Raw genomic sequence first — 15227 nt, 5'->3', positions numbered from 1 at the left:
ATATTTATAAAGACTTGTTCTTAACATATAAGGGAAGTGTCCTCTAGGTGAGATTGTGGAGCATTCGTTGCAGCATTTGGCTGTTCAATTACGCTAGTTGATTCTTTAGGTATACTATTTCCTTCAAAATTTCCATCTTTTTATTATGTTCTCTTTAGCATTTTGAGAGTGAATTATTCTAGTTTTGATATTTAAACGTTTTGTATCTGCTGTAATGATTTCACTTCCAGTTTGCTATTCTTTACATATTGAATTGCAAGCACTAACGCTTTACTTCCGGAAGCTGTGGTGCTGTAAGCTATATTTTGCAAAATAGCAGTTCTCCTGATATCTTTGCTGTCTGAGACTGACTTTACACCTTTTGAAGTATTAATCACTAGATTTATTTTTCCATCTTTGAGCATATCAACTATGTGGGGTCTGCCTTCTCTTACTTTATTTACAGCTTGTGCAGCAATGCCGTTATTGTTCAGATACGAAGCTGTGCCTTTGGTGGCATATATTTCAAAACTCAGTTCTTTCAACATTCGTGCAACTGGCAATATATACTTTTTATCATCATCTTTTACTGAAACCAGAGCTGTTCCTTCTGTTGGTAACTTGTATCCTGCAGCAATGTGCGTTTTTGCAAGTGCAGCTTCAAATGATGAGTCAATTCCCATCACTTCTCCTGTTGATTTCATTTCAGGACCAAGTAAAGTATCAACTCCTGCAAAGCGGGTAAATGGAAAAACAGCAGCTTTAACTGCAAAATGATTGAAAGGCTTGTTTTCCTGATTCAATTTTTTACCCAAAATAACCTGAGTGGCAAGCTTTGCAATAGGAATATTGATTACCTTGGAAATAAAAGGAACGGTTCGACTAGCCCTTAAATTCACTTCAAGTATGTATACATCACTAGACCTCTTGCATAACTCGATTTCTGAAGGCAATTTTGTCGTCAAAGCTTGTCTGCGCTCCTCAAATACATTCGAGTATTCTGTGGTGCTCATCTGCACTTTTCCTAAAGATTTCTCATCACAAACAGGTTCTGCAAGAGGTCTATTCTCTTGAACAGCAAACTGAATGTTTATCAGACCTTTCACTTTTAATGCTAATGCTATTCTCTCAGTTTGGAGCTCGATCTCTTTTATTACTTCGTCACTCAATGTATTTGTCGGTATTGAGCATGTTGAATCACCAGAGTGGATACCAGCTTCTTCAATATGCTCCATGACCGCTGCAATGAAAACTTTTTCCCCATCACATACAGCATCAACGTCAACCTCAACTGCATTGACTAAAAATTTATCAAGAAGCAGCGAACCATGCTCAAAGATTTTAGTTTGATCTAAGACGTACTCTTTAAAGCTCTGAGTATCGTGTCTAATCGACATAGACTGACCGCCGAGGACATATGATGGCCTGACTACTAGTGGAAACCCCACCTTTTCTGCGTTGGTTAACGCTTCTTCTACTGAATGGCAGATAGAATTTTCAGGTTGTTTTAAATTAAGTTGCAAAGCAAGGTTTTTAAACCTCATGCGATCTTCTGCAAGGTCAATAGAATCAAACGAAGTTCCCAGAATTTTGAAACCTCTCTCGTTAAGCACTTTGGCTAACTTTAAAGGTGTTTGACCGCCTATTTGAACTATTACACCAACCAGTGTGCCATTTTCTTGCTCTTTACTTAGTATTTCAAGCACATCCTCTGCAATGAGTGGTGCAAAATATAAACGATCAGCGGTATCGTAGTCAGTTGAGACAGTTTCGGGATTACAGTTGATCATTATTGTTTCATACCCCATTTCTTTGGCGGCAGAAGCTGCATGTACGCATGCATAATCAAACTCAATACCTTGACCAATGCGATTTGGACCACTTCCTAAAATGACAACCTTTTCTCGGTCAGAAATATTCGCCTCACATTCCGTTTTATTTTCAACATCACCCTCATAGCAGCCATACATATAAGCAGTGCTCGATTCAAATTCAGCTGCACAGGTGTCTACGCGTTTATAAACTTGTTTAATGCCAAATTTTTTTCTTATTTCTTCGATTTGTTTTACTCGATCTCCAGCGTGTAACGCTGGCTGGATCCCAGTGTCACGCACTGGGATGACATTAGAGGGTACTGGAATGACAGAGGTAGGTCTATTACTTAACTTTGCTAATCTTGCATCTGAAAATCCCATTTTTTTCAGCTCTAACATTTCGTACGCAGTTCCAGGAAATCCATTTTCCTTGATTTTTTGTTCAGTTAATATAATTTGCTGTATATTTTGCAGAAACCATAAGTCATATCCTGTAATCGAATTTATTTCTTCTATGCTAATTCCGTGGCGCATTGCGTCAGCAGCAATCAGTAATCTGTTTGGTAGCAATTTTGCTAATTGAGATTTTATGTGATCAATATCAATGTTCTCAGGAAATACTTCATCAAGTCCTGTAAAATCAGTTTCAAGTGAACGGAAAGCTTTCTGTAGTGACTCATTAAAAGTGCGGCCTATAGACATCACTTCTCCCACTGATTTCATGGAGGTTGATAATTCACAATTCGTCCCCTTAAATTTCTCAAACTCAAATCGAGGAATTTTAGTGACGATATAATCAATCACTGGTTCGAATGCTGCTGGTATTATTGGAGCACAGTCGTTACGTATTTCGTCGAGCGAATAGCCAATAGCAAGTTTAGTTACAACTTTTGCAATAGGATAGCCTGTTGCTTTCGAAGCAAGTGCAGAAGAGCGAGAAACCCTTGGATTCATCTCAATCACAACGAGGCTTCCATCTTCTTTAGGATTCACTGCAAATTGAATATTTGCACCACCGGCACTAACATCAATTTCTCTCAGCACTGCTATAGATGCATTTCTCATCTGTTGGTATTCTACGTCACGCAGAGTCAAAGCAGGAGCAACCGTAATACTATCTCCGGTGTGCACTCCCATCGGATCAACATTTTCTATCGAACAGACTATTATGCAGTTATCTTTACAATCGCGGATAACTTCCATTTCATACTCTTTCCAGCCGATAATTGATTCATCTATCTGAACTTCATTTATTGGCGAAATTTTGAGAGCACTTTCTGCGATATTGAAAAACTCCTCTTTATTATATGCTATGCCACTACCTGCACCACCAAGAGTGAATGATGAACGAATGATTGCTGGTAATCCAACGTAATCCAAAGCCTTTTTTATTTGTTCTTGATTTTTTATAATGATACTTTTGGGGTATTTCAGTCCTATTCTATCCATGGACTGACGGAATAACTCTCTATCCTCTGCTTTTTTTATTGCTTCTCTATTTACCCCTATTAATTCTACGTTGTATTTGTCTAACACTCCATCATCTGCAAGTTTTATTGCACAATTGAGCGCTGTTTGCCCGCCCATTGTTGGCAATATTGCGTCTGGCCTCTCCTTAATTATAATTTTCTCTATGATTTCAGGCAGTACCGGCTCAATATACGTCGCATCAGAAAACTCAGGATCTGTCATTATAGTTGCGGGGTTGGAGTTAACCAAAATGACTTTATAACCTTCGCTTTTTAATACTTTACAGCTTTGCGTTCCGGAATAATCAAACTCGCATGCCTGACCTATAACTATTGGGCCTGCTCCTATTACTAATATAGATTCTATATCTGTGCGTTTCGGCATAATTACAATAACGGTCTCTATTCAAGTAATGTTACCAATCTTTCCTGTATATGTGAATTTTTATTAAACCTATTAGCTAATTACTTTTAGGCTTGACGCATAACTGTACGAACATTGCAATTTGCGTGGCAGATTCCAGTGCTTGACACACAGCTGTACAAACATTCATTTTTGAAGGTAAATTGCACAGCAAATGATGTCATTCAAGTAGCTGACACTGGTTCCTTTATGACGGCAGTGCCCAGAGGTGTCATCCCAGTCTGGGATCCAGAAAACTTAACTTTAAATAAGTGGCTGCATAATAAAGACTAGATTCCAGACTGGAATGACACCATAGAGGCACTGGGATGACATCCTTCCTAGTGGAGATTACTCTCAAATCACAATGTTCATACAATTGTGGGCTTAACGGTATCTTTGCAGATACTATGGTAATTTATTCGGGAGATTTGCTGAGCGGTAAGATTTTTCCTGATATGCTGCAGTCTTCAGAAGCTAATTCCACAAATTTATCTGTTAGTTTATCAGGTGACACCAATTCAGATCCAGGAAATGCCTGCTCACTACCCACAGGTCCTTCCGTGTATACAGCATTTACACATAATTTTGTATGTTTTGTCTCAGATGCATATATCTGCACCATTATTTCTAGTGCAACTTTACTTGCAGCATACGGCATCCAATATGGATAAGAGGAAGGAGAAAGTGTCACTTCTGAGGTCATGAATATCGCTCTTCCAGCATTAGACTTTTTTAGCATTGGATCTAAGTTTTTTAGTAAGTACCAATTGGCAGTAAAATTTGTATTCATTACGTTCTGTAGCTCTTCAATCTCACAGTCATGAATGGGGTTCAGTTTGCCTAAAATTCCAGCACACGCAACTAATATATCAAGTGCTCCAGATTCTGATAATTTCAGGCTTTCTATCATGTTTGTCAGTATCTTTACATTCTCAAAGTCTAAAAGATCAAGCTGAATTAGTTTCACAGAGCCTTCTTTAAATTCTTCAAGCTCTTCAATTTCATTATATAGTGGCTTGAGATTATCAAGAGATCTTGAAATCAGAATCACACATGCACCTTCTCTTATAAACCTTTTTGCAACAGCAGAGCCTACTCCACCTGAAGCTCCGGTGATTAAAGCTACTTTACCTTCTAACTTACCCATTTCTTTCTCCTTAGCGAGATTCATTGAAATATTTTAGCTGAAAATTGAATTTTGCTCCATATATAAAAATCAAACTTAGCATATAAAAAAATAGTAATGACACTACCACACCACCTAAACTTCCATATATCAAATCCAGTTGGCCAAAGGAAGCTTTTAAGTATTGCTTAAAAGCTGAAGCAGAAATCGTCCAAAGAATAACAGCTACACAAGATCCAGGAAATACGTCTGATAAATTTTGTTTTATGTTTGGCAACATAAAATATAGCCAAGAGACTACTGTGAAAAGTACAAATTCAATAAGTAAATACCTAGTATAACTTAGTCCCTGATAGGAAAAATCAATTAGCATTGGTACTAGTGTAGAAAACACTATAGTTAGAGTTATAATAAGCGTGATTACTAAAAATTGTAATATACTTAGTACTCTTCTTAATATATAAGGCGGCGAAACCGGAGCTTTATAGGCCTTATTGAGTATTGTTCTAAGCCCTTCAATTGTCGATGAAGCGGTCCAAACAGCACCTACAATTGCTAAAGTTAGTAAGCTTTGCGGCGGGCCTGATATTATCTCCCTAATACGCGGCATCAAAGATGATAAAATATCCTGTGGCATGTTATCAATGATAAATACCCAGCCAATGTTGTACTGGTCTAAAAAATTTGCAAATGTTGACGCCATAGCCATTAAAACGATGAGAAAAGGAAATATTGATAACAGAATTAAAAATGATAAATACCCTGCATGCTCCACTCCATCATTATAAATTGTGTCAATCAAAGCACGATAAAGACAATAAACGATGCTGTAAAATTTCTGTGGCACTGTAATATAAACGAACCAAGAAAAGTATTCTAAATGAAATAAAGGATACTTTTAAGCAAAAAAATCCTCACCATTTACTTAAATTTAATCAAAATGGTAGATAATCCAGCATTAAATAGAAATTATCGGAGGCATAATGAAAAATTTTCTTCTACTTGTGGCATTAATTCTCTCCTTTGCATTTGATGCAAATGCTCTTCCTACTACTTTTGTTGATACAAATGATACAACATCATCGGTGATATGCAAGATAATAGGCTATACTCATGGCATAGGTGGACCAATGATCACAATAGTGATAATAGGTGCAGCGTTGCTTGCAATATTCGGCAGAATGCCGTGGCCAGCGCTTTTTGCACTCGGTGCATTTACTGCTGTGTTTTTTGGCGCTCCTGTAGTCGCTTCAAAAATAACACCAGGAGGTGTGATTTGTCAAAACGGTGCAGTAGCGAATAAGCCATAGAAATTATTGGAGGCATAATGAAAAATTTTCTTCTACTAGTGGCGTTAATTCTCTTCTTTGCATTTGATAATGCTTTTGCTAGCAGTGTTACTGATGACGCAACGTCAAATACAATATGCAAAATAGTAGGCTATACTCACGGCATAGGTGGACCGATGATCACAATAGTAATAATTGGTGCAGCATTGCTTGCAATATTTGGCAGAATGCCGTGGCCAGCGCTTTTTGCACTCGGTGCATTTACTGCTGTGTTTTTTGGTGCGCCTGTAGTTGTTTCAAAAATAGTACCAGGCGGTGTGATTTGTAAAAATGGTGCAACTGCTTGCCCTGATGGTAAAGTATGGAATGCAACAACAAATACATGCAACTAGGCACTAAAATTTCAGAAAAACATTAGCTAAATGGTGCTCCTTAAAGGAGCACCATTATTCCACAATTGTATAAATGTTGTCCAAGTGAATAACACTGAGATCCGGGAATTTTTATAAACTGATAGGATGACAAATTTACTAGAACCCTCACCATTTACTTAAATTTAATCAAAGCGATAGATAATCAAACATGAAACAGAAATTATAGGAGGCGTTAGGCTATACTCACGGCATAGGTGGGCCGATGATCACAATAGTGATAATAGGTGCAGCTTTGCTTGCGATATTTGGCAGAATGCCATGGCCAGGGCTTTTTGCACTCGGTGCATTTACTGCTGTGTTTTTTGGCGCTCCTGTAGTCGTTTCAAAAATAACACCAGGAGGTGTGATTTGTGAAGACGGTGCAGTAGTGAATAATCCATAGAAATTATAGAAGGCGTAAACGTAGTTTTCTTTACTTGAAAGTGGTAAGTTTTACCACTTTCAGTGTCTATAACTACCTAATAAATTCTCTTTCTGTAATCATATCAGTTAAAGTCTGGATTCCAGTGCCACGCGCTAGAATGACAAGGCTGATCGTCATGTCACCGCGAACCGTCATACCGCGATTCATTCGCGGTATCTCAGCCGCTAACAAGTAGCGGGATGACGGTTGTCGTTTAGCCATAAATATTTAAGAAATTTACCAAACGAAAAAAAAGGCAAAAGAAGCCCTGGTCATTGTCTATTTTCAGTATTGGCGTTTTTTAAGTCTTAAACACTGCAATTTAGCTGCTTTTGAATGCAACTCACCTTAGTTTGAATGTTTAAGAAATTTACTAAGCAGAAAAAAAGGCAAAAGAAACCCCGTGTTAGCTAGTTGTCACTCTCTAATCCTGCAAAATCGGCGTACTATACTGTCTTAAACGACTTATAAGCGCGTTTCAGCTTATATAGGTAAAACCCAGAAATGTTGTGAAGACATAAGGTGCACATAGTGCAAAAAATTAAAAATAAGACGCCAACTACGTTGTTTTCTTGCTGTTTAATCTGCACAGATGAAGATAACTGAATACCTTCAGTATCGTGATAAGGGGGCTGGCGAGGTTTGTCAAGGAAGTTTTGCATTTAATTCATTTGATAATTCAAAAAACTTGAAAGAATAAAGATAGCTATTGAAATTATCTTGATTTACATCAGTTATCCAAGTTTGACATTGAATACTTAACACTTCCTCCATTAACGCCTTTCTGTAATGTTTATCCAGATGAGACATTATATCATCAAGTAGAAGAAGTGGTGCCTTATTGTAATGAATACACCTTGCTTTTACACTGGATAAAATAATAGAAAGCAGTAATAACTTTTGTTCTCCAGTGGAGCACAGATTTATTGGTACGTTTCTTTTTTGACAAAAAACCCGAAAATTATCGTTATGCACACCAAAGGTTACTCTACCAGTCAATGAATCTTTTTCTCTGTTTTCCTTTAGAAGATTCTGAAAATATTCTGCAGTATCGTCCAAAGTTAGCTGGCTGCTGAATTTCAAACTTGCCTTCGGAAAAAACTCACTGGAATGGTTATCAATTGTGTCTTGTAGTGTCTTTAAAACAGACGATCGCATACGTAAAATACTAACTGCATTAACGGCCATTATGTTTTCAAGACTAGAGAGCCAATTTTCGTCCAAGGTGTTCTCTCTCAACAGTTTACTTCGCTCACGTTTAGCTTTTCTGTGTTTCATGTAGCAGCAAGTGTAATTTTCCTCAAACAGTGAGACTATACGGTCTAAAAATTTTAATCTGTCACTTGGAGAATTAAGAAGAACATAGTCCATTTGTGGAATCAGCCATATTACATTGGATATCTTATACAAAGATGAATAACTCGATTGCGTTTTTCCATCAATTTGTATTAGTTTCTTATCAAAACTCTTTGCGATACCAATTGAATTAAAATCCATTCCATTAAAAAAATCATAGTGCACTACCCAATCTTCATTACTGAATCTATTTTGTATCTCACTGGCTTTTGCTTTTTTCATTCCATTGCTTTTAGCAAGCAACGAGATTGCTTCAAGTATATTAGTTTTACCAATACCGTTTTTGCCAGTTATTACAACTGAGCTATCATCTGAATCCAGTTCAAAGTTTGAGTGGCTACGAAAATTATGTAATTTCAGCTTTTTTATGTAGCAATGGGTAGCCATTAACCTATTCTTTAGTTTATATTCTCTTTACTTCTTCCAGAACCTCATCAACATGTCCACTAACTTTTACATTTTTCCAGATCTTCACTATTTTACCTTTTTTATCTATTAAAAAAGTAGTGCGTTCTATTCCCATATACTTTTTGCCAAACATACTTTTCTCTACCCAAACACCATATTTTCCCAACATTTCAGCATTCTCATCAGAAACTAAAGAAAACGGCAGAGAATATTTTGCTTTGAAGTTAGTGTGACACTTAACACTATCTTTTGATACACCAATTATCACTGTGTCAAGGAAAGAAAAATCATCTATTTTATCTCTAAAGCCTTTTGCCTCCATTGTACAACCCGGAGTATCGTCTTTAGGATAAAAATAAAGAACTACATTTTTTTTATCAAAAAATTCACTCAGTGATAAATTTTCACCAGAATCTGCTGGCAAGCTAAAATCGGGTGCATTATTTCCTACTGCTAATTCCATACCTTGCTCCATTAATAACACTTCCATCTATAGTAGTATATTGTAGTCAGAGTATCAAATTTTATATATAGCTAACAGATAAGATTCTTGATGGGGGCTTATTGATGAATTTCTGCCTACCTTCTCGGCTTGCCGCTCTTGATAAAGTGTGGTTTTCGTCTGATGTAAGGCCATATCAAATAGATCCTATTAAAAATCAATCGAATCTTCACATGTTTGTTCTTCATAAAAGAAGTTCAATGTTATCGTAGTACCAAGTTTTGCTTCACTTTTAATGTCAAAAGTTCCATCCATTAACTCTACTAATTTCTTGCTTAGCGGCAATCCGATGCCCGTACCTTCGTTTCTATACCCCGAATCTGCTTGGCCAAAAACAGACATAACTTTATATATGTCCTGCTGCATTATTCCTATTCCATTGTCATGAAACTCAATAGTTAATAAGTTTTTTTCTATATTTTCTTTTATCACCATTCTTATTAAACCATCTTTGGGAGTGAACTTGATTGAGTTTGATAATAAATTTATTATAACTTGTTTCATTCTCTTGGGATCTGCAATGACTAATAATTGTTTATTAGTCATCTCTTTTTTTAAATTAATCCCGGCTTCTTTTAATTTAGGCAATAGCATATTTACACATGAATCTATTATTTTGTTCAGGTTAAACTTCACTTTTTCTACTGTTAAACTACTTGATTCAGCTTTTGAAAAATCTAACACATCATTAATTAAGGCAAGTAAGTGTGTCCCTGCATTATATATATCGTCTGCATACTCCTTGTATTGAGAGTTATCCATTGAACCTAAAGTTTCATTTTTGATCAACTCTGCAAATCCAATAATAGCATTAAGAGGTGTGCGTAATTCATGTGTAACGCTTGCAAAAAACTTTAGCTTGTTTGCATTTTCTTGCTCTAATGTCTCTTTTATCTGCTGTAATTCAATGTTAGTTTTATGTTGCTTGGCTAGCATTTGGGTATTAGAAAAGTGCAAATAGAACATTATTAATATTAAGATTATTAATAATAGGCCCAAAAATGTTAAAAACAGGCCATATGCTATAACATAAGAATTATTGTAGTTTCGAAGAATCTTCAAAAAAAACGACGGTTTAACGCTATTTTCATGGAATATAGGGAAAATAGAAGTTAATGTATTTCCTGTAGTATAAAATATTTCTTGGTTACTTAATAGTTTATCAATTTCATCGTTTGTAAGTAACTGTTCATAATCATAATCTTGAGTGTTAAAATTACTGAATATTATTCTGCCGTTTTGATCATACAGTATTAAGCTGAAATCCTTTACTTTGCTCACTGATTGTAATAATTCAGCACGTAGTTTTACTAGTTGGTTTATGTAGTCAAAATTTTTGTATTTAATGTGATGCTTTTCTATTAGTAAATAATGGTATTTTTTTATTATGCCATTTTCCAGTACGCTTTTTAAGTTTACACTTGAATCACGGTAAGAAGAAAGGAAATTACTCCTTAGTAAATGATTACAATATATCACACTGAATAAAATCATAAAGATCGATGAGAGTAATACAATAACTTTTGTGTATTTGTTTTTCTTCAACGCAGAAAACATCAATTTACCTAGCTTATACATATCCTTCTTATTGTGAAACAACGGTTTTTATGTTATTAATAATAAAATTTAGCATATAATATTTTATGACAATTTCTCCTATTTTGCCAGTTTATTCTCCTGTTAATATAAATTTTTCTCATGGCAAAGGTATCTACCTATATGATGTTGATGGTGAGCGCTACGTAGATTTTCACTCCGGAATAGCCGTTAGTAGCTTAGGTCACACTAATTCGCGATTAATTAGTGCTCTTAAATTGCAAGGAGAAAAATTATGGCATATATCAAATACCTATAATATACCTGCTGCCAATAACTTTGCAGAAAAATTAATAAACAATAGTTTCGCTGACACTGTATTTTTCTCAAATTCTGGATCAGAGGCAGTAGAATGTGGACTTAAGATTGCTAGGATCTATCAAAATGGAAAAGGCAATAAAAATCGTCACAGAATTTTAACATTTCATGGTGCATTTCATGGAAGAACCTTTTTAACTTGTGCTACAAACGATAAACAGAAATTTTCTGAATTACTAAATCCCTACATTGATTGGTGTGATAACATCGAGCCCAATATTGAGAGCGTAAAGAAAGCAATTTCAAGTGGCATAGGCGTTATATTAATAGAACCAATACAAGGGCAAGGTGGTATCAAAGTAATGAATGAAGTCTTTATGAAAGAACTAAGAAGGCTGTGTGATGAAAATGACATATTGTTATTTTTTGATTGCGTACAATGCGGTGCTGGTAGGACAGGAAAATTATTCGCATACGAACATATAGGAGTGGAACCTGATATATGTGCTCTTGCAAAGGGAATAGGCGGGGGGTTTCCGCTGGGGGCTTGTCTTGCAACTGAAAATGCTGCTAAATATATGGCGGTCGGTATGCACGGTTCCACTTTTGGTGGCAATCCGCTTGCAACCTCAGTAGGTAATGCTGTGCTCGAAGAATTGCTCAGCCCCGGCTTTTTGAAAAATGTTGAAATTAGAGGTAAATACTTAAAAAATAAACTAGAAGACTTAGCAAGTAAATTTCCAATAATAGAGGAAGTAAGAGGGAAAGGGTTAATGCTTGGAATAAAAGTGAAAGCAGACAATCAAAAGTTTGCAGAAGAGTTAAGTCATCGCGGCTTGCTTACTGTTGGGGTAACATCAGATAACGTTGTGAGAATTTTACCTCCACTCATTATCACTGAAAAAGAGATTGATGAAGGCATCGAGATTTTGACTCAATATTTATCTGAGAAATCTTCTGATTAGATACTTGCATTAATATGAACGACAATCTGGTATGCTTAGGAATTATTACCTCTCCTCACGGAATTAAAGGAGCTGTTAAAGTAAAAACCTTTACTGAAAAGCCTGAAAATATCTCCTTATATGGTAAGCTAATAAGTGGTGATGAGAATTATAAAATAGACTCAGTATCCGTCATAGGTGATAATTTAGTAATAGCTACAATAAGCGGAGTAAATTCCCGTAATGAAGCAGAGCTTTTAAGGAATAAGAAGCTATATATAGAAAGAAGCAAGTTACCAGAGCTAAATGATGAGGATGAATTTTACCAAAGTGACCTTGTAGATATGGAAGTAAGGCTGAAAAGTAATGAATTATATGGCTATGTAAAATCTGTGTATAATTTCGGCTCAGGGGATATATTAGAAATTTTAGTTATCAGCACAAAAAAACGTATTATGCTGTCTTTCACTAAAGAGATATTTCCACATATAAATATAAAGGGGAGGTATATAGTATTAAATATACCAGAATTTATTGACTAATAAAGACTTTGATATTTATATAAAGCTATTTATAATTATAAGATCAAATTGAAAATGTAATTATGGCAGAAAGAGCTAACGATATCAGACCAGGTCAGGTGTTGGAACATAACGGCGGATTATTTTTGGTTGTAGGTATTATGCATACTCAACCTGGTAAAGGTGGTGCATACATACAAGCCGAAATGAAAAACATCAAAACCGGAGCAAAACACTATGAAAGATTTCGTTCTGATGCAACAATCAGAAGGGCAATTTTAGATGAAGAGGAATATGTTTACCTTTTCACTGAAGGAAACATTGTAAATCTTATGCATCCAAGTAATTACGAGCAAATCACTATAAATTTGGACTTATTGGGAGAAAAAAAAATTTATTTACAGGATAACATGAAAATTAAAGTTGTAGCTTATCAAGACAAAATAATTTCTGCGCATGTGCCTGATTATGTTACACTTGCTGTGAAAGAAACAGAGTCTGTTATTAAAGGACAAACTGCTACTGCTTCTTATAAGCCTGCAATTTTGGAAAACGGAATGCGCGTTAACGTGCCTCAATTTATAAAAGAAGAGGATAAAATTGTAGTATATACTCCAGGTGACAGCTATTATGAAAGAGTGAAAGAGTAAAAGGAAGAATGTCCCTCTCATCACCACGAATTAATGTGATGCTTGATTCTGTGCGTAATGCTTCCAAGCAGCTTATGCGCGATTTTAATGAATTGCAAATTTCTAATGTTAAATCAGCAGACTTTATTAATAAAACTTATTCAAAATCCAAGCAAACCATATACGATTGCTTGCACGACTACAAACGAGACTATGGTTTTATTTTTGAAGATGATACTGATCAAGAAGTAAAAGATAACACTTATACCTGGTTTATTATGCCTATAGAGGGCAGGGAGAACTTTTCTAGTTGCATGGTTTATTTTGCAGTATCAGTCTGTCTCATTCATAAAAATAAAGTTGTGGCAGCTGTAATTGATGCTCCGGCTCTTAGAGAAACTTTTTGGGCAGAAGAAAAGAAAGGTGCTTTTCTTGAGGATTTTAGATCTCGTCATGTAAAAATGCGAGTGAAAAGCCGTGAAGGGGGTCTAATAGATGTAAGTGGTAATTTGTTAAATAAATTGCTGCCTGGCAATAGTAATGTACGCTCCATAGGTTCAACAATTTTAGGCTTTGCATACCTTGCGGCAGGAAGGCACAGTGGAATAATTTACTCTGGAGTTAACAAATATAAAGCCTTGCTCGGTAGACTTTTTCTGCAAGAAAGCGGTGGAAGGCTAACGGAAGACAACAGGCTAATCATTGCTGGAGATATAAAACTATAGCTAAAGTAATTTATGTTTACCTACAATTTGATAAGCGTAAAACTCGTCATTCCGCTACTTGTTAGCGGAATCCATGCTGAGATACCGCGAATAAATCGCGGTATGACGTAGGGCTGTACTAGCTATAGCATAAACAGGCTACAGAGATAGACAACTTTTCGAAAACTTTTACAAGAGATTCTGTTAAATGCTCTATCATTTCATCGGTATGATAAGGTGTAGGGGTAATACGGAAACGCTCAGTTCCTCTTGGAACTGTCGGGTAATTTATATGTTGAACATATATTCCATACTCATCAAATAATAATTTTGATGCTTTTTTGGATAACTCTGAGTTGCCAATTATTATTGGAATTATATGAGTTTCTGTTGGAATGAAGTTAATTCCTGCATTTCTCAGTGAGCTTTTTACTTTTTCAACGACTTGCTTTTGCTTTTCCCTTTCAATGTTGCTCGATTTTAGGTGCTCAACGCTTGCCTTTGCTGCCGCTGCTAAAACAGGCGACATAGCAGTGGTAAAAATAAATCCTGGAGCGGAACTTCTTATTACATCTACCAAGCTCTTTGAAGACGCTATATACCCACCCATCACTCCAAAAGCCTTTGATAGTGTACCTTGAATAACGGTTATTCTATCCATCAGACCTTCTCTTTCTGCAATTCCGCCACCATGTGAACCATACATGCCAACTGCGTGCACCTCATCCAAATAGGTAATTGCATTATGTTGATCTGCCAGGTCGCATATTTCTTTAAGCGGAGCTACATCACCATCCATTGAATATACGGATTCAAGTGCTATTATTTTTGGTGTCTTTTTGTCTATAGACTTGAGTAACTGCTCTAGATGATTAACATCATTGTGTTTAAATATATGTTTTGGCCTTTTTCCTGATTTTATGCCTTCTATCATCGAAGAATGGTTCTTCTCGTCTGAAAAAATTACTACGCCCGGAATAACAGACGATAAAGTGCTAAGTGTTGTCTGGTTAGCGAGGTAGCCACAAGCAAAAGTTAAAGCAGCCTCTTTTTTATGCAAACAAGCTAAGGATTTTTCAAGTTCAACAACCTCTTTTGTTGTACCAGATATATTTCTTGTTCCTCCAGCACCAACAGATGAATTTTGGATAGCGGCAATTACACTCTCATTTTGTGACATTCCCAAATAGTTATTACTGCACCAGACTATTACTTCCCTATTTCTTTCATAGTCCATAATGTGGGGGAGCCTACCTGGTAATGACGCAAAGTGCGTAAATTCACGGTAGCGCCCCTCATCTTTTATATCTTTTATTTTATTCAAGAATATTTCTTCGTAGTTTACCAAGTTCTTATTTACCGATAATTAACATAATTATAATAAATTAT

General features: G+C 35.9%; 15 protein-coding genes and 1 pseudogene. 8 read left to right on the top strand and 8 right to left on the bottom strand.

All coding sequences use genetic code 11. The features are described 5' to 3' along the window. Positions 1-191: 191 nt before the first annotated feature. Positions 192-3647, bottom strand: a complete 3456-nt coding sequence (carB, locus tag L0Z58_RS06410; RefSeq protein ID WP_010963164.1) for a carbamoyl-phosphate synthase large subunit — start codon at positions 3645-3647, stop codon at positions 192-194. Positions 3648-3785: 138 nt separating this feature from the next. Between carB and L0Z58_RS06405 the strand changes: the two genes are divergently transcribed. Further along, positions 3786-3959, top strand: a complete 174-nt coding sequence (locus L0Z58_RS06405; RefSeq protein WP_167471214.1) for a hypothetical protein — start codon at positions 3786-3788, stop codon at positions 3957-3959. A gap of 124 nt (positions 3960-4083) precedes the next feature. Here the strand turns inward: L0Z58_RS06405 and L0Z58_RS06400 are convergent, their stop codons facing one another. Next, a complete protein-coding gene (locus tag L0Z58_RS06400) occupies positions 4084-4839 on the bottom strand; it encodes an SDR family oxidoreductase (protein ID WP_022626173.1) in 756 nt (251 codons plus the stop codon). After that, on the bottom strand, positions 4826-5641 hold the full coding sequence (locus L0Z58_RS06395; RefSeq protein ID WP_010963163.1) for a YihY/virulence factor BrkB family protein: 816 nt from the start codon (positions 5639-5641) through the stop codon (positions 4826-4828). The genes L0Z58_RS06400 and L0Z58_RS06395 overlap by 14 nt, the downstream gene beginning before the upstream one ends. A gap of 136 nt (positions 5642-5777) precedes the next feature. On the opposite strand from L0Z58_RS06395, the gene L0Z58_RS06390 reads away from it, so the two are divergent. The 3 genes and pseudogenes from L0Z58_RS06390 to L0Z58_RS06380 form a co-directional block, all read left to right on the top strand. Further along, positions 5778-6104, top strand: coding sequence for a TrbC/VirB2 family protein (locus L0Z58_RS06390; RefSeq protein WP_022626171.1), 327 nt, complete (start codon positions 5778-5780; stop codon positions 6102-6104). A gap of 17 nt (positions 6105-6121) precedes the next feature. Next, the gene (locus L0Z58_RS06385) at positions 6122-6475 is read left to right on the top strand and encodes a TrbC/VirB2 family protein (RefSeq protein ID WP_010081965.1); all 354 of its coding nucleotides are present in this window, start codon (positions 6122-6124) and stop codon (positions 6473-6475) included. Positions 6476-6689: 214 nt separating this feature from the next. Further along, a pseudogene (locus L0Z58_RS06380) lies at positions 6690-6899 on the top strand (TrbC/VirB2 family protein); the annotation flags it as partial. Positions 6900-6971: 72 nt separating this feature from the next. Here L0Z58_RS06380 and L0Z58_RS06375 read toward each other — a convergent pair. The 4 genes from L0Z58_RS06375 to L0Z58_RS06360 form a co-directional block, all read right to left on the bottom strand. Further along, positions 6972-7142 carry a hypothetical protein gene (locus tag L0Z58_RS06375; RefSeq protein ID WP_200170472.1) on the bottom strand — a complete coding sequence of 57 codons (171 nt, stop codon included), beginning with the start codon at positions 7140-7142 and terminating at the stop codon, positions 6972-6974. A 423-nt stretch (positions 7143-7565) separates the two neighbouring features. After that, a complete protein-coding gene (gene recF / locus L0Z58_RS06370; protein WP_010963158.1) occupies positions 7566-8663 on the bottom strand; it encodes a DNA replication/repair protein RecF in 1098 nt (365 codons plus the stop codon). A gap of 16 nt (positions 8664-8679) precedes the next feature. Beyond that, positions 8680-9147 carry a thioredoxin-dependent thiol peroxidase gene (bcp, locus tag L0Z58_RS06365; protein ID WP_010963157.1) on the bottom strand — a complete coding sequence of 156 codons (468 nt, stop codon included), beginning with the start codon at positions 9145-9147 and terminating at the stop codon, positions 8680-8682. A 189-nt stretch (positions 9148-9336) separates the two neighbouring features. After that, positions 9337-10764: a sensor histidine kinase gene (locus L0Z58_RS06360; RefSeq protein WP_010963156.1), complete on the bottom strand. Its 1428-nt coding sequence runs from the start codon at positions 10762-10764 to the stop codon at positions 9337-9339. Positions 10765-10829: 65 nt separating this feature from the next. Here L0Z58_RS06360 and L0Z58_RS06355 point away from each other — a divergent pair, with 65 nt between their 5' ends. The 4 genes from L0Z58_RS06355 (at position 10830) to L0Z58_RS06340 (ending at position 13859) form a co-directional block, all read left to right on the top strand. Then, a complete protein-coding gene (locus L0Z58_RS06355) occupies positions 10830-12005 on the top strand; it encodes an aspartate aminotransferase family protein (protein WP_010963155.1) in 1176 nt (391 codons plus the stop codon). Between the two features lie 14 nt (positions 12006-12019). Beyond that, entirely contained in the window at positions 12020-12526 is a 507-nt protein-coding gene (gene rimM / locus L0Z58_RS06350) for a ribosome maturation factor RimM (RefSeq protein WP_006279718.1), read from the top strand. Between the two features lie 62 nt (positions 12527-12588). Beyond that, positions 12589-13155: an elongation factor P gene (gene efp / locus L0Z58_RS06345; protein ID WP_006279719.1), complete on the top strand. Its 567-nt coding sequence runs from the start codon at positions 12589-12591 to the stop codon at positions 13153-13155. An 8-nt stretch (positions 13156-13163) separates the two neighbouring features. After that, on the top strand, positions 13164-13859 hold the full coding sequence (locus tag L0Z58_RS06340) for an inositol monophosphatase family protein (RefSeq protein ID WP_010963154.1): 696 nt from the start codon (positions 13164-13166) through the stop codon (positions 13857-13859). Between the two features lie 118 nt (positions 13860-13977). Here the strand turns inward: L0Z58_RS06340 and hemA are convergent, their stop codons facing one another. Next, positions 13978-15186, bottom strand: coding sequence for a 5-aminolevulinate synthase (hemA, locus tag L0Z58_RS06335; protein WP_010963153.1), 1209 nt, complete (start codon positions 15184-15186; stop codon positions 13978-13980). Between the last annotated feature and the right edge of the window lie 41 nt (positions 15187-15227).

The organism is Wolbachia endosymbiont of Aedes aegypti (genome assembly GCF_021496215.1).
In the GTDB taxonomy this organism is placed as follows: domain Bacteria; phylum Pseudomonadota; class Alphaproteobacteria; order Rickettsiales; family Anaplasmataceae; genus Wolbachia; species Wolbachia pipientis.
Note: the sequence above shows the minus strand (reverse complement) of the source record. Positions and strands in the feature narration are given on the sequence as shown.